Source organism: Vibrio sp. 1167, from assembly GCF_033340375.1.
GTDB classification, from domain to species: Bacteria; Pseudomonadota; Gammaproteobacteria; order Enterobacterales; family Vibrionaceae; genus Vibrio; species Vibrio alginolyticus.
In genome coordinates this window covers 39,217-62,513 of the sequence record NZ_JAWOWK010000001.1, presented here as the reverse complement: position 1 = coordinate 62,513, position 23,297 = coordinate 39,217, and the positions used below count along the sequence as shown (strand labels likewise).

The window sequence follows — 23,297 nt, the reverse complement described above, 5'->3', positions numbered from 1 at the left end:
CATTAAGTACAAGTATAAATTAGCAATCTAGTTGCATATTGGCAAGTAATCTACGGCAAAAAAGGGACTCGCGTCCCTTTTGTATTACTAGCTTTGCTTAGAGTCCTGTTCTATTTGCTTCATAAGCTCGTTGGCTTTCTTCATAGCGCGTCTTGCGCTTGAAGTCCTTCGCTTATTAAGCAATATATCGGAGAAGCGTAAGTATTTATCAGCAGTTTTGAATCTTAAATCGTTAACATCCTGAAAACCAATAGGAAAGTTTTTCGAGAACAGATCCACATCCTTCACCAAGTTATCGAGATGAGTTGTCGTCCTTGCCTTTTCTAGGCGAGAATAAAAGTTTTCAAACTCTTCTTGGAACAGGATTCTAGCGGCATCTTCTGGAAACGGTAGAGGGCTGTTGGAATCTAGCGCTGTCTCATATAATTTCATTTCCAGCACTGCATCTTTCATCGCATTACTTATCTGTAAGTTCTCTTGATGCTCTTCTACGTTTGAAAAGAAGGTGTTCCCAACCTTAATAAGAGCAACAAGTGCAGCTGCGTCTTTCTTTTTGAGTGCTTCAGTGAGGTGCTGACCGAAAACATCGCTAGATAACGAACTTGGCGTGAAAGGATAACCTTGATGAATCTGATTTAACTCATCCTTGAGCTCATAGATGGATTTACTGCCGTCTTCTTTACTGTACCGAGACTTTTCAAGTTGACTGTTGATTTGCCTTGCTATCGAAAGTAACGTGGAGTGCTTGCTTGACTGAATATCTAAGGCAAGAACTTCTATTTTATGTGAGTCAGGGTAGTAGGTTTTTGCTTTATCAAGTATGGACTCAATTTCATCATAATTCGGGTAGTTGTTGGCATCAGAATTCAAAACCTGATCAATTTCAGATTCAAACTCGCTGAGAATATAGGTCTTGTGTAAGCGTAATAAGCCAGCCTTAACGACTGGATGTAAGCTTTTTTCACTATCAATCAGTGCCAAACTTTTTTCTGCTGGCGTATCAAGCTGCCACTCTTGTCCGGCAATTTGATCATTTTGCTTGCTAATAACGGTTTCCAAATTGGCGATGGTTTCTTGTTGCTGCTGATAACCAAATACAATGCCGCTAACTAATAATATACTCGCTGCCGCGCCGCTAGCGATAGGCCAATAGCGCATATTCAATTTGCGTTTCAACTGCTCAGGGGTCAGCTCGTTCGGAATGATGCCAGTTGAAAATACGCTTGAAAATATTGGCCACTTAGATGCAGGCATGTTAGTTGGTTTAGAGACCTTGATCTTCTTTTTGAGAGCTTCATTAACTGGAGTTCTTGCGTAAGGGTGTTTGCAACTCAATAGCTCGTAAGCAATACAAAATAGAGCAAACATATCGTCGCTTAAGTTCGGTTCCTTACCGGATAACAGGTTGAGTGATGCATAGTTGGGAGTATAACCAAGCGTTTCAACATTTTCGGATTTACGTTTAGCCGCATATTGATCCTGCTTTAATTGATGAGTTTTAGATACACCAAAATCAAGCAACTTAACGTTACCCTCAGACGTTAAAATCACATTAGCGGGCTTTAGGTCGGCGTGCACTACACCAAGAGAGTGAGCATATGAGAGTGCATCGAGTACCTGATTTAGGATTGATAAAGTTGCATTAAACTTCAGCCCATGGGGCCTAGAACGCTGTATTAAACTCTCTAATGTTTCTCCGTTAATATACTCCATAACTAAAAAGTATATTTCGCCATCAACACCAAAATCAAAAACCCTAATGATATTAGGGTGGCTTAACCTTTGAGTTTGTTGAGCTTCACGTATTAACATGCGTGCAGTCTCTGGTTGAGAAGCAAACTCTTTCTGTAATATTTTTAACGCAACGTAGGGTGTTTCTGAACCTGAAGATTCAAGAATCCTATCTTTAGCTAAGTAAACATCGCAAAGCCCACCATGCCCAATAACCGACTCAATTTCATACCGATTTTTAACGGTCGCTCCTATTAAGCTTTCGTTAATAACATCTTTGTTATTATTTAATGAGTCATCTTTATTGTTTTTTTTCTTATTAACTAACGGAGTGTTTTCTTTTTGAGACAGTTTTGTATTTGTTTCATTTTTATTTTTAACGGAGGTTTCATTATTAGTGAGTTTGGTTGATTTAATTGCATTGTCTCGTTTTTGAGTCTTTACAATTTTAGTTTTATCTCCGCTTTCTTCGTTATTTATAGAATTGTTTTTATTACTGTCTTCCATCACAAGAACTCCGTATAAATGATGGGGGAATATATACCTTTCTGCTCAATGAAAAGTCATTATGTTAGAATTTCTCGGCCAAACTAACATTCGTTTTTTTATTGATGAAAGTCTAAGTGTCAAAAATTTGAACTTGGTTGGATAATTAAAATTGTTGAACAATACGTGATTGCTTTGATAAAAAAATGATTCATTATTCCGTGCATGATTTTCAATGGCAGTATTAAGATTTTTATTAATCTTACTGTTAATAAGAAAGTAGTTAATAATAAAATTAAAAATAATATCTAGCAGGTCTTTGGCGAGGTTTACATGAAGTTGGTTTTAACCATAACAAGTTTTCACAAATTTACTCCAGAGATTGAGAGTGAGTTCGTGTTTGAATCAAGTGATGAACATGCCAAGGTTACATTTGGTAGGTCTGAACAATGTGATTGGACACTACCAGATCCTGAAAGAGTGGTATCCGGAACCCACGGAGAACTGATTAAGTTTGGTGACAAATACTTGATAAAAGACCTCTCAACTAATGGTACTTTTGTAAATAATGCTGTAACTCCTGTGGGTCAAGGAAATGAAATAGCACTAAGCGATGACGATATGGTTAGCTTAGGGGATTATCAAATTTCAGTTTCTATTCAAACAGATACAGATGTAGTCAGTCTTGAGACAAGTAAAAGTCTTTCTAGCGCACCCCCTGAAGTAGTCTCAAGTCCATCGGAAGCAGAATTTGTTGACCTAGGCCTTAGTGCTAGTGAACTCTTAAACGAAAGTGTTCCTTCTGATTTTCAGCTAGATATTGGTTTAGTCGATGATTTTATTGATATCCCAAAGCCCGAAAAACAGAGCACCGTATCTGAAACTTTACCGAAAGTTAACCGACAATCAGAACACCTATCGACTCCCAACTTTGATACCAATGGGGGTGAACTTGCGGCTTTTGTTAGAGGGGTGGGTATAGATCCAATGATGATTCCCAGCGATAACCGAGAGGAATGGTTCGAACAACTGGGGGAGTCATTTTCTTTGATGCTAGTTGGTTTAATGGAAACACTGCATAACAGAGCAGTGTTTAAACAAACAAATCGACTTAGTCATACCGCATTTCGTAAGTCAGAAAATAACCCTTTAAAGTTTTCTGCAAACTTAGAAGATGCGATTCATAACTTATATAACCGTCAAACCGCTAGCTTCTTAAAGCCAAATGCAGCCATTAAAGAAGCATTTAATGACATCGAAAGTCATGAGCAAGCCTTAATGAAAGGTGTTGAAGGTACGGTTTCGAGTGTTATGTCACTTGTTGAACCTACTTCTATATACTCAGATGCTTTAGCGAAAGACACGGTTATTAATAAGGTTATTCCAGCTAGGAAATATGCTCAAAGTTGGAAGAGGTTTGAGGATATTCATGAAAAGCTATCCGATGATATTATCAATAAAGAGTCTCCGTTCTATTTAGAAGACTTCGCTAAGCACTATGAATTAGCATTAAAAAACAAAGGCTAGGAATTAGGGTGATGAAAAAGTTTTACCAATATATTTTGTTATTAATTTCAATAGCTTTATTTGGGTGCTCAGCAGCGAACCTAGTTGTTGATCCATACTCAGATTTAGAAATAGCAGCAAGTCATAACATTAATCCTGATTCAAACGGCAGGCCTTCTCCTGTAGTGGTGTATGTATTTGAATTAACGTCAAATACCATTTTCGAAAGCCAGGACTTTTTTTCTATTTATGAAGAAAGTGAAAAAGTCTTAGGACCTGATTTAGTGAATAAATATGAAGTTTCATTAACTCCAGGTCAGAAAGAAACATATCAAGCAAGTATGTCTCCAAAGACAGAATATTTAGGCATTGTCGTAGCGTTTCGAGATATTGAAAACTCAAATTGGCGACAAGTCATTAAAGTGGATAAGACCGGTTACAACACATATCAAGTATTGTTAGAAGATCTGTCTTTGGTCGTTAAATAACGTTTAGTTGGCTAATTATAAATGACGCAATACTCCAAGACGGCTTGGTGCGAAGGAATGTTTTTACGTCCCCAGCACTTCCAACAACAAGAACGCGCAACCTCTCAAGAATTCAAGGGCTTACATCAGTTAGGTGGGGCTTACAATTGGGGAGTTTGGAAATGTCGAGTAAAAAAACACGCGCTAAAAGATGGTCTTATTGAACTTGAGCATCTTGAAGCTGTTTTGCCAGATATGACGTTGGTTAATACGTTAATATCCAACGATTCAGTTTCGCCTCTACTTATTGATAAAAACACTGAAAATACGTTAGTAAAAATAACTCTCCCTCTTTCAAGTGTTACAGGTAAAAACGTTTCGGATGTAAGCGAATCGATCGTCTCTCGTTATGTACTTCAAGATATCGACGTGATAGATAACCTTACAGGACAAGATGAAGAAACCATCCAAGTTGCAGCCCTTAACCTAGAGTTGAAAGCGAGTAATGACAAATTAGCGGGTTATGTGGAGTTACCTATCTTAAGGATCAAAGAGGTAACTCCTGAAGGGGAAGTTATACTAGACGATGAGTACGTTCCTCCGCTTATCAACCTCTTTAGCGACAAAGTTATGTCAGCTTATCTACGTAACGTTATCGCGATGACAAAGATGCGTGCTGACGTTATTGCACAGCGCTTGATTAAGGGTAAATCTGCATCGGCATCTGCTGTTGATTTCATCATGCTCCAAATGCTGAACCGATATGAGGCGAAGTTAAAGCATTTCAGTGAGTTAGATAGGTTACATCCACTGGAATTAGCGACGACACTTAAAGGTTACATTGGTGAGTTAGCCACTTTTTCTAATAAAACTAAAAGAGTCCCAAGTTTGCTTGCGTATGATCACTTAGATGTATCAAGTGTCTATAGCGAGTTGAATCAGATACTCAGTCAGTACCTCAGTGTTGTCCTTGACCAAACTGCGACCAAACTTCCGTTGGAGCCTCGCCAATACGGTATTCAAGTGACGCCGCTTCCAGATAAACGCTTGCTTGAGTCATGCCAATTTGTGCTAGCAATTAAAGCAGACACCACAACAGATGAAATAAGACGCCTGGTCCCAGCGCAACTCAAGTTTGGCCCGGCAGAACAGATTCGCGATCTAATTAATAATCAGATCAACGGTATAAACGTAGTGCCGTTGAGTGTCGTCCCGAGACAGATTCCTTACCAAACGGGCTATGTTTATTTCGAAGTTGTCAAGAAAGGGCCATTTTGGATGAGGCTAAAAGATAGTGGCGGTATTGCGCTTCACCTATCAGGGCATTTTCCGAATGCTGAACTTGAGCTTTGGAGTATTAATCAATAGGCGCGCTCTGTATGGAACAAACGATAGTAAAACCAACACCGGGTGGAAGAGCACCCGCATCGAAACCACAATCAGAAAAGTCTGTGGATAATACCGTAGTTATCTCAAAAAGTCCTGAATTGGTGAACAATGATTCAGTGGTCGCTTATGGGAATAACTCTCTACTAGCAGAGGCGAATGGCCTGTTATCTATTATCGGTCAAATTCGCTCGACAGCGACTCATTCCGATCCGTTGTTTCTAAAAGAGACATTGGCACAAAAGCTTAGAGATTATGAGAACCGATTACGTCAGCATGACGTTGATTTGGATACCATTGATACAGCTCGTTATTGTTTATGCTGTTCACTAGATGAAGTTGTCCTTAACACCAATTGGGGTGGGAATTCATTCTGGAGTCACGATTCATTACTTAGCTCCTTCTATGCTAGCAGTCAAGGTGGGGAAGCGTTCTTTAAGCATCTTGATAAGTGCATGGCGAAACCAGATGTGAACTTAGATTTGCTTGAACTAATGTATGTGTGCTTATCTCTCGGGTTTCTGGGTCAATACCGTTTAGAAAAAAATGGACTGGAATCGCACCGGAAATTGAGAAGACAGGTTATTGCTACTCTTAAGACTTATGGGAGAGGAGTCCCTCAGGAACTAAGCAATAGTATCGACCAACACATTTTGAATGGCTCAAAGGCTTCTGATAGAGCCCCTCTTTGGGTTGTATGTTCTGTAACGGCGGCATTATTGGTCTGCATATATATGTATTTTAGCTATGAGCTAAATAAGGCATCCAATCGCACCTTTTCTCAATTAGTCAATTTGATTCAACCGCAACAACTTAACCAAGATGCAACGTCAGAATCAAAATCAGCGCCAATTGCAGAAAAGATTTCAATGTATCTAGCAACTGAGATCGGTAAGGGGCTAATCAATGTTGAGCCGCTGCAAGACAGGGTAAGAATTTCGTTAAAGTCTCAAGATCTATTTGAATCAGGTAGTGCTGATGTTGTCGCTTACATCCAACCCGTTATTTCTAAGCTTGCGAGAACATTGGAGTCGACCCAAGGCAAGATCATTGTTACTGGTCACACCGACGATAGGCCTATTTTCACGAGTAAATATCCCTCGAACTGGCACCTATCATTAGCTCGAGCCACTGCTATGTCTGAACAACTGATCTCGAATAGTGCATTAGAAGGGCGAGTGATACCCGAGGGATTGGGGGATGCAAGACCATTAGTTGAAAACAGTAGTGATGAAAACCGAGCTATTAACCGCCGGATTGAAATCGACCTTCTTGTCGCGAATTAATAATAGGTAGATAGAGATGCGTATTAAAGAAATTGGCAGAATATTTACTCAAAGATGGTTTCTCGGTCTTATCGGTGTCGCTGCTTGTTCTATTTTCATTTGGGTTGTTGGTCCACTTATTGCGATAGCGGGATATGAGCCCCTAAAGAGTGACTTTCAACGGCTAGTCACTATTCTAGTGTTGGTGTTGCTTTGGGCGATATTTAACGTTACCAAGCAGCATAAGCAAAAGGTGAAAGAAGACGAAAGTATTCAAACGTTGCTTGAGGTTGATAGCCAATCAGATAAAGAAGCAGCAAGTGAAATTGACTTAATGCGCGAGCGTATTGAGCAAGCTGTCAAAGTAGTGACGAAAACACACAAAGGCAAGAGAAGCTTGTATGACTTACCGTGGTATGTGTTGATTGGCCCTCCTGGAACGGGGAAAACAACCGTATTAAAGCAGTCGGGGTTAGAGTTTCCATTAGGAGACAGCCTTGGCTCTGACTCTATTGCCGGTGTAGGTGGCACTCGCCACTGTGATTGGTGGTTTGCAAATAAAGCAGTTCTTATAGATACGGCTGGCCGGTATACGACACAAGACAGTCAAGAAAAGGTCGACTCTAAAGCGTGGCATGGTTTCTTAGGATTGTTGAAAAAGTATAGAACGCAAAGACCAATTAATGGTGCGATTGTTACGATAAGTTTAGCCAGCGTGATGTCTCAGACTCGAACCGAGCGAAGTCTTCATGCTCGAGCAATTAAGTCGAGACTTCAAGAACTGAAAAACCAGTTAGGCATGCAGTTTCCGATTTACGTATTGCTCACCAAAATGGATTTAGTTGCCGGTTTCAATGAATTCTTTGCCGATTTAAGTAAGGAAGAACGAGATGATTTATTTGGTTTCATGTTCCCTCGTGAAGTGGATGATGAAAGAGGCGTTATTTCTCTATTCAACAAAGAATTTCATGGCATGTTGGAGCGCCTTGATGCCCGTATGCTTAGAATACTTGAAACTGAGGACGATTTAGATAAACGCGCGCTTATCTTTGAATTTCCAAAGCAATTAAGAGTGCTACAAGCTAATCTTGACGAGTTTTTAGCTGAAATTTTTGCACAAAACAGTTTTGAAGAGCCTGCCTTGATTCGTGGTGTGTTTATGTTGAGTTCGGTTCAAGAAGGCTTACCAGTCGATAAGCTGATGAATGAATCAACCAATGGACTTGGGTTAAATCGTTTAGCTCTAGCAAAGAGTCAGACTGGTTCTCATAGTTATTTCGTAAAGAATCTTTTTGACAAGGTTATTTTCAAAGAGCAACTGTTAGGAACAGTTAATCGTCACTATCAAAAGCAGTCAGGTTGGATGCGTCGAGGTGTTTACATTGGATGTACAACGCTACTGCTAGGAGCTTCTGCGCTTTGGTTTATGAGTTATAAGTGGAACTCACAGTTAATTGTCGATACCAATGAACAAGCGAGCCATATTGATGCAATGATTGGCGCTCAAAGTTTAGATTTTGAAGCGGATATTGTTTCAGCTGTAGAAACATTAGATAAGTTGATGACGATTCCTCTCGGAAAGCAAAGCGACTACGGTGATGCCGACTCTGTAAAGAGGTTTGGTCTCTATCAGGGAGACAAAGTGTCTCAGGCGGCAAACAATGCATATTCTGATGCTTTGACCCAATATTACGCCCCTCTGCTTCTTGATAGCTTGGTGTCAGAAATGGAGAGCAATCAACAGCATCGTGAGTATTTGTACGAAACGTTAAAAACGTATTTGATGTTATTCAATCCAGACAAATATCAACAAGATGAAGTGTTGGCTTGGTTTAACTTTTATTTCGAACGTCAATATCCGGGTGAGCTAAACGCAGACTTAAGAAGACGCTTGCTACAGCACACTCAATATTTATTAGGCAACGATGGACAAGGCTTTACTTACAACACTGCTGCTGTGACGAGTGCTCGAGAAGTGTTGACTCAAATGTCTCTACCTGAACGTGCTTATCAGCGAATGAAAATACAATTTTCTAAGAGTCATGTACCTTCATTTCGCTTGACTGATGTATTGGGACCTAAAGGGCTTGAGCAGTTCGAGCGAGCTAGTGGAAAACCGCTATCACAAGGCATTTCGGGTTTCTACACGTACAATGGTTTTCATAGCATTTTTCAGATTCAGATCAACCGTACAGTAAAAAGCCTAATGGAAGAGAACTGGGTTTATGGTGACGATCTTAAGGCTCATGAAATTGATCAAGATAGTGCCATCCAAGGCGTTCAGTCTCGATACTATCAAGATTATGTTAATGAATGGAAAACGTTGATCGAAGATATTCAATTGAAGCAGGCTCCGAGCCTAGAACTTGCGACAGAGCAAGCGAGGGTTTTATCTGGAGTTGAAAGACCAATCGAATCTTTGTTGAGAGCAATCCAAAAAGAGGTTGCTCTATCAAAAGTATCATTGTCAGAAAATCAAAAAGCCGCTTCTGAAGTTGCTGGTAAAGTTGCCAAAGTTAAGTTTTCAAATACGGCAGATAGACTAGACATGTATTTACCTGAAGAAAACGGTTTCAATGTTGCTCTACCAGGTAAAGAAGTCGAATCGCATTTTTCAGAGATCTTACGCCTTGGTGAGCAAGACTTTGATGATATTCAACAAGCAATGGTTAACTTGCGTTCGTATTTAAGTGACTTATCAAGCTCTGGTAACAATCAGAAAATTGCCTACAAAAGTATTTTAGATGGAACCGTTACACAAGATGTCGCAGCTTCCTTTGCTCGTGCTAAAGAACTTTTGCCGAGACCATTTAATCAATGGCTAGGTGAGCTTTCTCAAGAGTCGGTCAAGTTTGCGGAGAGCGGTTCGAAGGATCATCTTAATCAACTTTGGGTAACACAAGTGGTGCGCCCTTATCAGCGGACTATTGCTGGCAGATATCCATTCGAGCCCAATGCGAGCAGAGAAGTCAGATTGAAAGACTTTAAGCGATTCTTTGGTTATGGAGGCACGCTTGACGCATTCTTCCAAGAATACCTCGAACCGTTTGTGGATACTTCGAAAAGTCGTTGGCGATTAGAAAAGGAAATTGGAGTTCGTCCAGAAACACTAATGGTCTTTCAAAGAGCGCAACGTATCAGGCAGTCTTTCTTTGAATCTGATAATTCCTTACGCGTAGAGTTTGGAATGAAGCCTGTTTATCTAGACCAGCACATTACTCGATTTGTCTTAGAGTTGGGTGGACAAGATTTGGTTTATAAGCATGGACCAGCAAGAGCTAAATCGTTGAGTTGGCCTGCCGGTCAAGATCAGACTCGAATTGTGTTCACACCACCTGAATCTAAACGCGAAATTGCGCATACCTATGAAGGTGAGTGGGGCATATTCAAGCTTTTGGATCAATCACTTAAAGCAAGGCCAGAATCGCGTAAAGACAATATAGTTATGATTGATTTAAAGGGAAATAAGGTGCAGCTAGAGCTTATTCCTTCTAGTGCCATTAATCCGTTTTGGTCAAATGAAATGGAGAGGTTCAGATGTCCACGAACCTTATAACATCAGGCTGGGGCTATATCGGTAAAATGCCTGCAAAAGGGGACTTTGTGAAAGATGGTTTATCACAAGATTTCTCGGAGCGTTGGCATGATTGGCAACAGGCGGTTATTGCAGTCAGCAGGGAACAACTGGGTGAAAGCTGGAATGAGCACTTTTTAACGGCTCCTGTGTGGCACTTTGCTTTGGATATTAGCTATTTAGAAGACTCAACCTACATTGGTAGCATGATTCCTAGTGTTGATGCATGCGGTAGATACTTTTTCTTTACTATAGCTCGTGCCGTAAAAGGTGAAGCTGCGCAATATTGGGGTGACAGAGCTTGGACAGAGGACAGTGCCGCTCTTGCTCTTTCAGTACTTGAGGACGACTTTGTCTTTGATGTTTGGCATAAGAGTACTCAAGAAAAAAATGACCTCGTTGCGAATGTAACAAGTGAAGTGAGGTCTCTGGAGTTTCTTTATCAAAGCCAAATATCTACAGTTTTTCATGATGACGGCAATACTGATCAAAATACGCTTTTGAATTACCTCATTAAAGAAAAATTGAGTAAACCATGTTTTTGGTGGACTGAAGGTTCAACGAAGGTTGAACCATGCATGTTCATTACGAGTGGATTTCCTTCAATTGGTCAGTTTTCAGCCATGCTTGATGGCGGTTGGAAAAAGTGGAATTGGTAGGATAGAAGAATGAATTGGAACTATTTTACCTTTGCTAAATCGCACGCAGGAAAAGTACGCCCTTATAACGAGGATGCTCTGTTGGATATGACAGAACAGCATATTTGGGTGGTTGCCGATGGAATGGGTGGACACAGTGCTGGCGATATAGCAAGCCAGATGCTAGTGGATAGAGTCGCGCGCCACATGCAGGATGCCTCCAATACTAATATCGATGATATCCGAAGAGTGGTTCAAGAAGCGAACTTAGAAATTTACCAATACGCACAAAATCACTTAGACGGTAAAACGATGGGAACAACACTTGTTTTGTTGTTTATTCAGGATGGGTATTACCACTGTCTTTGGGTGGGTGATAGCCGAATTTACCAGCTTAGAAGTGGTAATTTTGTCCAAAAAACACGTGATCATAGTCAAGTCATGGACTTAGTGGATCAGGGCTTATTGGCATTTGAAGATGCCGAATCGCACCCTCTTGCAAATGTTATTACCAGAGCTGTTGGGGTCGACGAAAGTGTCACTATTGATCAAGTTTCAGGGCAGTTGGCTGACGGCGATCAGTTTTTACTCTGTAGCGATGGGCTCTCTAAGGAACTTACGAGTGATGAAATTCATCGGACATTGTATGCAGACTCAGTCAACCAAGCTGGATTAGCGCTCATGCATTCGGCTTTGGTTCGGGGCGCAAGTGATAACGTAACTTGTGCTTTGATCAAAGTTCGCCAAGCGCAAACGGAGTGCGAAACAGTAACTAGAGAAGACGCAACAATACCTGTCTTTCTAAGAGGGAGAGCTTATGAGTAATGAAATGTTTGATTGGTATGAACAAGCGTTGGCTCCTATATCTCAAGAAAATCCTACAGGTGTTGATCCTAGAGAGGATGTATCACCACAGTCTGCTTACTATCGGTTGAAAGATCAGCGTATGGCCGCCCGCAACGCTGAACGTAATGCTCTTATAGAAGAAGAAAGTATCTATACCCACAGTAATTTATGGCGAGTATTTATTGAAGATGTCCCAGAAATACTCACGAATCAGTCTAAAGATTTGGAATTTGTTGCCTGGCTTATAGAAGCCCTAACTCGATTGTATGGTTTTCGTGGTATGGGCGTTGGCTACAAACTCGCAACCAGTTTAATTGAGAACTTTTGGGATGATCTGTACCCAATGCCTGATGAAGATGGTATTGAGACAAGAATATCGGCGATTATTGGCCTCAATGGTATCGATAGTGAAGGAACACTTATTTTTCCAATTGCTTGTATACCATTGACTGACTTAGGCGTGGAGCAAGCTTATGCCTATTGGGAATATCAGCAAGCTATAGAGCTTGAGCGCTTAGACGAAGATAAGCGCCGAAATCGAGTCGAGCTTGGGGCTGTGGAGCTATCTGAAATTACAACTACGGTTAAGTCGACTTCTGATACGTTTTATCGAGAATTAATCACGGATTTGGAGTTCGCTACGGAATCATTTAATGAATTCAGTCAGCGATTAGATGAAGCGGTCGGTGATGTGACTCCTAGCTCTTATATATCAAAAAGACTTGAATCAATACACTCGGCATTAAAGCACCTTCTTGGAGATCGTTTTAATCAACCACAAGCAGTGATTGAAGAGCTAGAGGATCTTGATGAATCTTCTTCTGAACAACCGTTAAGTGCACAAAGTTGTGATGCATTATTAGCGACAAACATGAAATCACGAGAGCAGGCAATTAGACAATTGCAGCAAGTAGCTGATTTCTTCCGAGAGAGTGAACCTCACTCACCAGTTTCTTACTCCATCGAACAGATTATTCGTTGGTGTGGGATGCCTCTGCCGGAGTTACTGGCGGAACTTATCTCCGACGGGGATGCAAAGAAAAGCTACTTCCGTTTGGTTGGCATAGCAGAACAAAATGAAAATTAATAAAGGGAGAATGGTATGACGAGTATCCACTCGAAACTATCACGAGTACGGAAGCCTCGTGTCCACATTACCTATGATGTTGAAACTGAAGGTACGACTCTTAAGAAAGAACTGCCTTTTGTTGTAGGTGTAATGGGTGACTTCGCTGGTCAAAACACAGAAGCGTTGAAGCCATTAAAAGACCGCCGTTTTATTCAGATCGATCGAGATAACTTTGACGATGTACTCAAAAAAATGAATCCATCGGTGAAGTTTAAAGTTGCGAATAAGCTTGCGAATGACGATTCACAGTTTGAGGTCGATTTAAACTTTAAATCAATGCAAGACTTTGAGCCTGCTGCGATCGTAAATCAAGTTGATCCACTACGCCAATTGATGGAAACGCGTAATAAACTGCGTGATTTGATGACAAAAGTTGACCGCTCAGAAGAGCTTGAAAATATCCTAGAGGATGTTTTGAACAATACAGACAATCTGGCAAGACTTGCAGGCGAGTTAGATCTTGACAAGAAAGCGAAGTCAGATAGTACTGAAGGAGCGGAATAATGACGACTGAAGCTGAAAAACAGTTAGATCCAACAGTTAATGAACAGACAACTTCATTCTTAGATCAAGCTATTGGTGCGACTAAGCAGACCGAAGCTTCTCGTGCTGAGGAGCTGATTAAAACGCTCGCTGAAGAAGCAATGAAAGGGACAGTTACTTGGAACAAAAACCTAACAGTAACTTTTCGTGAAGCGATTAATTTGCTCGATAGGCAGATTTCTGATCAGTTGTCTGAAGTAATGCATCACCCAGAATTACAGAAACTCGAAGGTTCTTGGCGCGGCTTAAATTATCTAGTGATGAATTCAGAGACCAGCTCTACTCTGAAAGTTCGCATGATGAGCATGACCAAGAAAGAGCTACATAAAGACTTGAGCAAAGCTGTTGAGTTTGATCAAAGCCAGATCTTTAAAAAGGTTTACGAGTCTGAGTTTGGTAGTGCTGGTGGTGAACCGTATGGTGCATTGATTGGAGACTATGAGTTTACCAACCACCCAGAAGATATTGAGTCGTTACGCCTAATGTCAAATGTAGCGGCTTCTGGCTTCTCTCCATTCTTGTCCGCAGCTTCACCAGCACTATTCGGCTTTGATGAGTGGACTGAGTTGTCAAAACCACGCGACCTAGATAAGGTATTTGAATCACTAGAATACGCCCAATGGCGTTCGTTCCGCGAGAGTGCCGATTCGCGCTTCGTTAGTCTGACGATGCCAAAAGTCCTTGCTCGTTTGCCATACGGACAAGCTACCGCTCCAGTCGAAGAGTTTGGGTTTGAAGAGTTCGAAGTAGATCCTGTTTCAGGTATTGCTGTTAACGCTGAACATAACGACTACTGTTGGATGAACTCTTCGTATGTTCTTGGTGTTAAGTTAACCGACGCATTTTCAAAATATGGATTTTGTACTGCCATCCGTGGTGCAGAAGGCGGCGGTCGAGTGGATAACTTGCCAACGCATTTCTTCATGAGTGATGATGGCGACCCTGATATGAAGTGCCCAACAGAGATTGGTATTACCGACAGACGTGAGGCGGAGCTTGGTAAGCTTGGTTTCTTACCGCTTTGTCACTACAAAAACACCAACTATGCAGTGTTCTTTGGTGCGCAAACCTGTCAAAAACCAGCGAACCATGAATCCCCTGAAGCAACGGCCAATGCGGCCATTTCTGCCCGCCTACCTTATATGATGGCAACATCTCGTTTTGCGCATTATTTGAAAGTAATGGCTCGAGATAAAATTGGTAGCTTTATGGAAGCAGAAGACGTTGAGTCTTGGCTGAACCGCTGGATCCTAGGTTACGTCAATGCTTCTGAAGGCGGTGGTCAAGAGATCAGAGCGAAATACCCTCTAGCAGACGCTCGTGTTCAAGTTAAGGAAATTCCTGGCGCACCTGGTTCTTACAATGCCGTAGCATGGCTGAAGCCTTGGTTACAAATGGAAGAACTGACCACATCTTTGCGACTTGTGGCAAAGATCCCTCAGTCAGGTGGATAAGAAATGAATTGGCTGGTCGAAAGGCCAGCCATGACCAATCTTTATGTTCTAGATGGAATTAGCAGTGTCACTTAACTTTCGCGACCCTAGCAAGCTAAAACATGAGTTCAGTACCGGAGGCTATGCTGAACTTGATAGCCCGTGGTTGACTCGATTCAATGAATCTTCTGATCTTGTAGCGTCAGCGCGAATTTGGCTAGAAGGTACACGTTCAAGAGATTTGGACAGCTTTCGTCATAGTGTGATGAACACAATTAACCGCATTGATGAACTATTAGAATCTCAACTAAATGAAATATTACATCATCCTGAGTTTCAACAGCTCGAAAGGGGGTGGGTTGGAGTTAGGTATTTATGTGAACAGGTTGATTCTCGTTCATCGGACTCTGTAAAAGTTAAGGTTTTAACGGCGACATGGAATGAAATCAGTAAAGATGCTTTAAAAGCCATCGAGTTTGACCAATCAGCACTATTTAAGTTGCTCTATCAAAATGAATATGGCATGGCAGGGGGAGAACCCTTTGGTGTGGTGGTTGGAGATTATCAGCTTCGCTGTGATCCTAGTAAAAATTATTTTGATAGAGATCTGTCTGTGTTGAGTAAGATCTCTCAGTCTGCAGCTGCAGCATTCAGCCCATTTATCATGTCTGCATCGCCAGAGATGTTTGGTGTTGATAGTTTCGCTCAACTCTCTGCGATAAGAGATATAGCAGCCCAATTTGAACAGGAAGATTATGCAAAGTGGCGTAGTTTGAGAGATAACGATGACGCTAAATTTATTGGTTTGACTGCACCTAACGTCTTGTTCCGTCAGCCATACAAAAGTGATGGCTCGCGGAATGATAAATTCAATTTTCAAGAACACATCTACGACTCCAACCGAGATTTGCTATGGGGGAGTAGTGCGTACTGTTTTGCTGCTGTATCAATTAGAGCATTTCAGGAACATGGTTGGTTCACGCATATGCGAGGGATTAAACAAGGCGATTACAGTCAGGGTATTATCGTCGCTCCTACAAGGAGCACGATGCGTGTTAATGGCAAGAATGATCGTGAAAGATGTCCGTTAAACTTGAAAATCACTGAGAGAAAAGAACAAGAATTGTCTGAGTGCGGTTTTATTTCTATTTCTCCAATACCTGAGACTGATATGGTAGGGATGACCTCGAATGTATCTCTCTACAAGCCCAAACAATACGCAGAAAAGCATATTTCAACGAATGCAAAACTGACATCGATGTTGCAATACACATTGTGTGTATCGCGAGTCGCACATTATCTCAAGGTTATGGGGCGTGACAAAATTGGTGGGTATCAAGACGCAGAAAGCCTAGAGCGTGACTTTCAACGCTGGTTACACCAGTACACTACCGCATCAGATGAAGCGTCTGATGAGCTTCGAGCTAAATACCCCCTAAATGAAGCGAAAATTACAGTTCGAGAGAAAAGAGAAACTCCTGGACATTATTACTCAGTTATCCATTTGCGACCGCATTTTCAACTCGATCAAATGGTATCTAGCATTAAATTAATTACCGAATTATCACCAGAGCACATGGTGTAAGGAAATAACAATGACTCAATGGAAAAATGCTTTGTCCCAAGGCCTATTGCAACACGCTCTAGAGCAATTAATTGATGAAATTAAAGCCACCCCTAAAGATGCGAGCTTGAGAAGTTCCTTCATTGAGCTTCTTTGCATTGATGGGGACTTCGAGCGTGCGGACGCTCAGCTCATGCAATCGATTAAATTGTTTCCTGAGTATCTGCCTGGTGCAAGTCAGCTACGACATTTAGTGAAAGCAGCTCAAGCTAGAAAGGATTTTATCAATGGTGCGGCTAGTGCCAAAGTATTAGGTGATGAGGAATTAACTAAAGAGCTTGTTCGATTTAATCTTGCTCTCGGAAATCAAGAGTACGAAGAAGCGTCACGTCTATCGCATCGCATTGAAGAGCGTCGTACTATTAAAGGGTTTAACGTAAACGGCACAAACTACGAAGATGCTAGAGATATTGATGATCGTTTAGGTGGTTACATTGAACTGTTTTCTACAGCAGGTAACTATTTTCTTGTACCCATATCGAGCATCCATACGCTAGAAGTTAAAGCACCTACTTCTTTGTTAGAAAGTATTTGGCGACCTGTCGAGTTTGATATCGATGGACTTGGTGAAGGCGAAGGCCATATGCCTTTGACGTATGTCGACTCAGAGACCGATGCACAAAAGTTAGGCCGAGAAACGGATTGGAAGCAGATTGGTGAGCAAGAATCTTTTGTTGGCTTGGGTCAAAAATGTTGGTTAGTCGGTGACTCAGCGCTTCCAATCTGTGATTTGACTACATTATTAGAACAGAAACAAATAGCGTAGAAATATCATGTCGTTAACCGTTTCTCTGCTCGACAAATTGATAGATAGTGATCCTCTCACTCGAGATGAGAAAGACTTCCCTGCAAGCCAGCAACAGATGTTGAGCAGCTTACTTAGAGATCTAGAGTCGATGCTGAATAGTCGTATTGGATGGAAAAATATTCCTGATGATCTTCTAGAGGTTCGTTATTCAATATTGAACTATGGGCTGCCAGATTTTTCCTCAATGCCCTATAGCAGCCAAGAAGGGCAGAATCAGCTTTGCGACATCGTTCATGATGCAATTAAAGAGTTTGAGCCGAGGTTAAGGAACCCTCATGTCCAGATTTCGGACGAGAAAAACGCTATTGATAGGGTATTGAGGTTACAGATAAATGCCACTTGCTTAATTGATAACAGTATTCATGAAGTGCGATTCAATTCTGAAGTAGAGCCGGTAAATTTAGGTATGAAACTGAGTAGAGCAAAATGAGTGAAGAGTTTCTCAAGTACTATAATCGCGAGTTAGCTTATTTGCGTCACAAAGGGCAAGAGTTTGGTGAGCAGTATCCCAAGATTGCCGCGAGACTTCGTATTAGTGAGGAACAGGTTGACGATCCACACGTAGAAAGATTGTTAGAAGGCTGCGCATTCCTAACAGCAAGGATTAGACAAAGCTTAGACAATAGTTACCCTCAGTTTACCGAGTCTTTGATGGGACAGTTATATCCGGATTTTCACGCCCCAATCCCGTCAATGTCAGTCATTAAAATGAGCTGTTCTAACTCCACTTCCTCTTATTTTGATGTAGAAGAAGGCGAGCGAGTTGTTATCGGTGCTCCTGGATATCATGAGTGCGAGTTTAGAACTTGTTATCCGGTCAGAATGTATCCTGTTGATGTGACCTCTGGCGTTTTTAAAAATGCGCCTTTCAAGCCAGTTGGCTCACGATGGGAAAGCAATGCTCATTCAGTTTTGAAAGTACAGCTCACGGCTCAAGATGAAGAGACTCCTCTTGGTGAAATGGGGGTAGAACGGCTGCGCTTCTATTTAAACGGTCAATCTCAATTGACTTTAAAGCTCTACCAAATGCTGTTTCAAAACCTAATTGGTTTATCTGTTGTTGTGGATGGCAAAGAAGTTCGTCCTTTAACCAAAAGACATCTTTCTGAAGTAGGATTTTCAGAAGATGAGAAAGTTGTGCCATACAGTAAAAGAAGCTTTTCAGGAGCAAGATTACTTGTTGAGTATTTGCACTTTCCTGAGAAGTTTATGTTCTTTGATATCACCGAACTTGGATTATCTGAGCTAGATCTTGGAGAGCAAGTCGAACTGTATTTTTACTTTGATACCAACGATGACTGGCTTCCAAAGCAAGTGGACGAAGAAAGCTTAATGGTAGGTTGTGTGCCTGTAATCAACTTATTTAAAAGTATTATGGAGCCTAAGCGTATTCTACCAACTGAATACGATTACCACTTGTCTCCGCAATACCAAGAATCTGAAAGTAATGAGGTTGTCTCAATTTCTGACGTAACGTTGAGAAACTGGAACAAAACGTACCACAATTTGCCATGTTATCACGCTGGTGAGCACACGCATTATACAAACACTAGTGAGATTTATTGGTTGATGAGACGTGAGGATAAGAACTGGGCTGGTGGGTATGATGAGCCAGGTAGAGAAACTTACATTTCTTTTGTTGATAAAAAACATCAATTGTTCAGCCCGGATAGCCGGGAAAACTGGTTAATGTACGTGGAAGCTGAGTGCTGTAACCGCAACTTAGCGCAGAAACTTCCATTTGGAGGTGGGCTGCCGCAAGTATCTTTACCGGAGGTAAATGACAATTTCGAATCTGTTCGTTGTTTAGTTTCTTTATCAGAAACTATTCGGCCAGAAATGGATGAAAGCACACGATGGCAGTTAACTAAGCTTTTAACTTTAAACCATTTTACCGAGGAAGATGGTTTAGCAACTTTGAAGCAGACCCTTAATCTCTATGCATTTTCTGGGACAGCAGAAACGAAAGCGGTAATCGATGCTTTAACTAAGTTAGAGTTTGAGCCTACTACAGGAAGAATTAGTCAGAAAGGCAAAGTTGGATTTGCGCACGGTATAAAAATTATTTTGACGGTTTCTGATCAAATTTTACCTAAAGAGCAGATCTTTCTCTTAGGTAGTGTTTTATCTGTTTACTTCTCGCAATATGCTGAAATTAACATTTTTACGCAGTTAGAAATAAGACTTAAGTCCACGGGAAAGTCTTTCCACCTATGGCCCGCATTAACTGGCGATAAGGTGTTGCTATGAGCGCGGAACAATTTTATCGAGAATTAAAGCAACATCCATTGTTTGAAGCGATTCATCTTATTGAACACGAAGTTCTGCAAGCAGAGGCGCAAATAGGAACAGATGCGTTACCGAAGCATGAAAAGCTAAACTTAAAGGTTAATCCATCATTAGGTTTTGAAAATGCTCAGCTTTGTGAACTGAAAAATATAGATGACAGCAAGTTAGAGATTGAGACCAATTTAATAGGCCTAACGGGTGAGCAAGGTGTGCTTCCCCAGCACTATAGTGAATTAGCTTTACATCGCCAAAAAGAAGGCGATACGGCTATGGTGGACTTCTACGATATTTTCAATCATCGCTTATTATCTCTTTATTATCGATGTTGGCAACTGAGTCAGCTGACAGTTCAATCTCGTGCGCATGCGCAGGGCGCGCGTTCGCCGTTAGAAAGCTGTAAATCGGCATTAACTGGGGAAGGGAGTTCACTGTCCCTGCACTATGGTGGTGTGTTTGCTTCACCAATGAGAAGTAAAGGTGGACTAAAAAGTATTCTTGAATGTTTATCTGGATGCCAAGTAAAAGTTCATGAATTTCAAGGACAATGGTTACACCTTACGAAAGAAGAGCAAACACGCCTTGCATCCCGAACTATGCCTGAAGGGCAGTTTGCTCAACTTGGTTTAGGAGCGTCTTTGGGTTCGAAAGCATGGAATATCAACGCGGGGACAACAATAGAATTTCTGCCAAAAGATAAACAGCTAGTTAGTAAATTGCTTCCTAACCAACCCAATATAGCAATCATTAAGAACGCTGCTTATGAGTTGATTGGAAAACATAAACAACTGAAGTGGCAGCTCACCACCAAACATAGTTTGCTACCACAAGCTTGTTTATCGAAACAGCAGGGGCAGTTAGGTATTGGTTCTGTGCTTAAAAAACACGAACGTACAAAAGATCGAACTATAACAATTACTATTTAAAGGAAATGTAATGGCTTCACTCTCACTTTCAGCGTTGGTCGAAAGATTGTCTCCTCAGGCTAAGGAAACACTTGAACAGGCAGCTGCGATGGCAAGCTCCCGAACTCATCACAGTATTGAAATGTCTCACTGGTTAATGATGATTATCCGCCATCCTGACGATATTTACTCTGAAGTTTTTGACGAATTTGATGTCGATAAAATCAAGGTTGAAACCGATATTCAAAAGGCATTAGAAAAATACAAAACAGGATGCCAGTCGGTGCCTGGGCTATCAGCTCATACAGTGACTGTTATGCAAAATGCCTTGTTATCTGCAACCATTGAATTCAATCAAGAACAGTTGGGGTGCATCCATCTTTTATTTGCCTACTTGTCTGATGATACGTTAGTCAACATGGCTGGTTCGATTAGTCCTGAACTAAACAAGATAGAACCATCTCGCTTATTGAACTTTAAAGAAAGTAATGCGCCTCAATCAAGATCGAATGACTTAGCGCAGTCAAACGCGAATTCCGCCATGAATCAATTTACAACAGACCTTACTGAGCAAGCTAGGGAAGGTAAAATAGATCCGGTGATTGGTAGAGATAATGAAATTCGCCTAATGATCGATATTTTATTAAGACGCCGACAAAACAACCCGATTCTTACGGGAGAAGCTGGTGTTGGAAAAACAGCTGTTGTTGAAGGTTTGGCGCAAAAGATCATTGATGGCGATGTACCTCCCGCTCTGCAAAATGTGGCGATTAAGTCTCTGGATTTGGCATTACTGCAAGCCGGCGCAGGCATGAAAGGTGAGTTTGAAAACAGGCTTAAGAACCTTGTGAAGGAAGTAAACGACGCTCCACAGCCTATTATATTGTTCATTGATGAAGCTCATGGCCTAATTGGCGGTGGTGGGCAAGCGGGCCAAGGTGATGCGGCGAATATTCTGAAGCCAGCATTAGCGAGAGGCGAACTCAGAACGATCGCAGCAACTACGTGGGCAGAGTATAAAAAGTATTTTGAAAAAGATGCAGCTTTAACTAGGCGTTTTCAAGTCGTAAAGGTTGATGAGCCAGCCCCTGAGCTCGCGATCGAAATGTTACGAGGCTTACTTGATGTAATGGCACAACACCACGATGTTCATATCACTAACCAAGCTCTCAATGCAGCGGTCCAACTCTCAGCTCGATACATTAATGGTCGTCAACTGCCAGATAAGGCGGTTTCTGTTTTGGATACGGCCTGTTCTCGAGTTGCGTTAAGTCAGTCATCTACACCGGGAGGTCTAGATGCGAAAAGAAACAAACTTAAAGCAAAGCAAGCTGAGTATGAGCATCTTAGCCAAGAGAATCGATTAGGAGCATCTCTTGATGTGCAGCTCCAAGGTGTCCGAAAAGAGATTGATGCGCTATCTAATGACATTATTGAATTAGAGGTACTTTGGGAAAAAGAAAAAGAATGGGTAAGTGAAGCTAAGTCACTTAGAACCCAAATAATCCAGGAGGGTTCTGAAACTGCTAGAGACAAGTTACAAGAGCTTGAAAATAATCTCTCCGCTAACTCACAGCCCTTAGTTTTTTCGCATGTAAATGAAGCGCTAATCGCAGAAGTTATTTCGGATTGGACCGGTATACCGCTGGGTAAACTTCAGGATGATGAAATCCAAGCAGTATTGGGTTTGAAAGAAAGTTTGTGCAAGCGAGTTGTCGGGCAGGATCACGCTTTAGAGCTCATGTCTGAAGTGATAAAAACCGCGAGTGCGCAGCTCACGGATGAGACACGACCAAATGGTGTATTTCTCCTAACCGGACCAAGCGGAGTGGGTAAAACCGAATCGGCTTTGGCGATTGCAGAGAAAGTGTATGGTAGTGAAGAAAATGTCACGACTATCAATATGTCGGAATTTAAGGAAGAGCATAAAGTCTCATTGCTATTAGGTTCTCCTCCTGGTTATGTCGGTTATGGAGAAGGAGGTGTACTGACTGAAGCTGTTAGACGTAAACCTTATAGTGTAATTCTCCTCGATGAAATGGAAAAAGCGCACCCTGGTGTTCAAGATATTTTTTATCAGGTATTTGATAAAGGCTCAATTAAAGACGGTGAAGGTCGAGATATAGACTTTAAAAACACTATTATTATTATGACCGCGAACACAGGGACCGAAACGACGATGTCTTTGTATTCTGATCCTGATTTAGCGCCTGAGCCGTCAGCACTAAAAGATGCTTTACGCGATGATTTGTTGGTTGACTTTAAACCAGCATTTTTAGGGCGTGTGAATGTATTACCTTATTTTCCTCTATCAAGAAAAGTATTGATAGAAATAACAAAATTAAAGTTAGATAAAATTACGACTCGTATTCGTAAGCACTATAACGCTGACCTGTTTTTTGATGAGGAACTAATTAATGATATTGTAGACAATAGCAATGAGTCTGGGAGTGGTGCGCGTGTGGTACAAACAACCATAGAAAATACATTGCTTCCGAAGATTTCTCATGAAATATTGCATGCAATTCTTAATGATAAGACGTTTGATGAAATTATTGTTAAAGGTACAACTAGTGGACTTGATGTCTCAATAGTTTAACATCCTTTACACTCTCAATAATAATTGGGAGTTGGTTCATATTAACTATTATTTTTTATAAAAAACGCTTA

The 23,297-nt window shown here is 41.2% G+C and carries 17 protein-coding genes; 16 read left to right on the top strand and 1 reads right to left on the bottom strand.

Annotated elements, in window-relative coordinates:
- Positions 1–87: 87 nt before the first annotated feature.
- Entirely contained in the window at positions 88–2,238 is a 2,151-nt protein-coding gene (locus R7Z78_RS00270; protein WP_169644551.1) for a serine/threonine-protein kinase, read from the bottom strand.
- A 312-nt stretch (positions 2,239–2,550) separates the two neighbouring features.
- On the opposite strand from R7Z78_RS00270, the gene tagH reads away from it, so the two are divergent.
- Genes tagH through tssH form a run of 16 tightly spaced genes read left to right on the top strand, consistent with a single transcriptional unit; the run spans position 2,551 to position 23,226 of the window.
- Positions 2,551–3,744 carry a type VI secretion system-associated FHA domain protein TagH gene (tagH, locus tag R7Z78_RS00265; protein ID WP_054578971.1) on the top strand — a complete coding sequence of 398 codons (1,194 nt, stop codon included), beginning with the start codon at positions 2,551–2,553 and terminating at the stop codon, positions 3,742–3,744.
- An 11-nt stretch (positions 3,745–3,755) separates the two neighbouring features.
- Positions 3,756–4,211, top strand: coding sequence for a type VI secretion system lipoprotein TssJ (gene tssJ, locus R7Z78_RS00260; RefSeq protein ID WP_005375933.1), 456 nt, complete (start codon positions 3,756–3,758; stop codon positions 4,209–4,211).
- A 21-nt stretch (positions 4,212–4,232) separates the two neighbouring features.
- Positions 4,233–5,558, top strand: a complete 1,326-nt coding sequence (tssK, locus tag R7Z78_RS00255; protein WP_104976050.1) for a type VI secretion system baseplate subunit TssK — start codon at positions 4,233–4,235, stop codon at positions 5,556–5,558.
- An 11-nt stretch (positions 5,559–5,569) separates the two neighbouring features.
- Positions 5,570–6,862, top strand: a complete 1,293-nt coding sequence (gene tssL / locus R7Z78_RS00250) for a type VI secretion system protein TssL, long form (protein WP_005375939.1) — start codon at positions 5,570–5,572, stop codon at positions 6,860–6,862.
- A gap of 16 nt (positions 6,863–6,878) precedes the next feature.
- A complete protein-coding gene (tssM, locus tag R7Z78_RS00245; RefSeq protein WP_054730197.1) occupies positions 6,879–10,397 on the top strand; it encodes a type VI secretion system membrane subunit TssM in 3,519 nt (1,172 codons plus the stop codon).
- A complete protein-coding gene (gene tagF / locus R7Z78_RS00240) occupies positions 10,379–11,074 on the top strand; it encodes a type VI secretion system-associated protein TagF (protein WP_169644549.1) in 696 nt (231 codons plus the stop codon). The genes tssM and tagF overlap by 19 nt, the downstream gene beginning before the upstream one ends.
- A 9-nt stretch (positions 11,075–11,083) precedes the next feature.
- Positions 11,084–11,878 (top strand): PP2C family protein-serine/threonine phosphatase, encoded by a 795-nt coding sequence (locus R7Z78_RS00235; protein ID WP_104976052.1) that lies wholly within the window; start codon positions 11,084–11,086, stop codon positions 11,876–11,878.
- Positions 11,871–12,986 carry a type VI secretion system protein TssA gene (gene tssA / locus R7Z78_RS00230; protein ID WP_017635624.1) on the top strand — a complete coding sequence of 372 codons (1,116 nt, stop codon included), beginning with the start codon at positions 11,871–11,873 and terminating at the stop codon, positions 12,984–12,986. The genes R7Z78_RS00235 and tssA overlap by 8 nt, the downstream gene beginning before the upstream one ends.
- Before the next feature lie 15 nt (positions 12,987–13,001).
- Entirely contained in the window at positions 13,002–13,532 is a 531-nt protein-coding gene (gene tssB, locus R7Z78_RS00225; protein WP_005387524.1) for a type VI secretion system contractile sheath small subunit, read from the top strand.
- Positions 13,532–15,025 carry a type VI secretion system contractile sheath large subunit gene (tssC, locus tag R7Z78_RS00220; RefSeq protein WP_005375950.1) on the top strand — a complete coding sequence of 498 codons (1,494 nt, stop codon included), beginning with the start codon at positions 13,532–13,534 and terminating at the stop codon, positions 15,023–15,025. The genes tssB and tssC (R7Z78_RS00220) overlap by 1 nt, the downstream gene beginning before the upstream one ends.
- A 52-nt stretch (positions 15,026–15,077) precedes the next feature.
- Positions 15,078–16,589, top strand: coding sequence for a type VI secretion system contractile sheath large subunit (gene tssC / locus R7Z78_RS00215; protein ID WP_053303680.1), 1,512 nt, complete (start codon positions 15,078–15,080; stop codon positions 16,587–16,589).
- A 10-nt stretch (positions 16,590–16,599) separates the two neighbouring features.
- Positions 16,600–17,394, top strand: coding sequence for a type VI secretion system accessory protein TagJ (locus tag R7Z78_RS00210; protein WP_017820215.1), 795 nt, complete (start codon positions 16,600–16,602; stop codon positions 17,392–17,394).
- 7 nt (positions 17,395–17,401) lie between these two features.
- A complete protein-coding gene (gene tssE, locus R7Z78_RS00205) occupies positions 17,402–17,866 on the top strand; it encodes a type VI secretion system baseplate subunit TssE (protein WP_017635621.1) in 465 nt (154 codons plus the stop codon).
- Positions 17,863–19,686: a type VI secretion system baseplate subunit TssF gene (tssF, locus tag R7Z78_RS00200; protein WP_104976053.1), complete on the top strand. Its 1,824-nt coding sequence runs from the start codon at positions 17,863–17,865 to the stop codon at positions 19,684–19,686. Before tssE ends, tssF begins: the two co-directional genes overlap by 4 nt.
- Positions 19,683–20,648 carry a type VI secretion system baseplate subunit TssG gene (gene tssG / locus R7Z78_RS00195; RefSeq protein WP_017635619.1) on the top strand — a complete coding sequence of 322 codons (966 nt, stop codon included), beginning with the start codon at positions 19,683–19,685 and terminating at the stop codon, positions 20,646–20,648. The genes tssF and tssG overlap by 4 nt, the downstream gene beginning before the upstream one ends.
- Before the next feature lie 10 nt (positions 20,649–20,658).
- Positions 20,659–23,226, top strand: coding sequence for a type VI secretion system ATPase TssH (gene tssH, locus R7Z78_RS00190; protein ID WP_104976054.1), 2,568 nt, complete (start codon positions 20,659–20,661; stop codon positions 23,224–23,226).
- Positions 23,227–23,297: the final 71 nt, after the last annotated feature.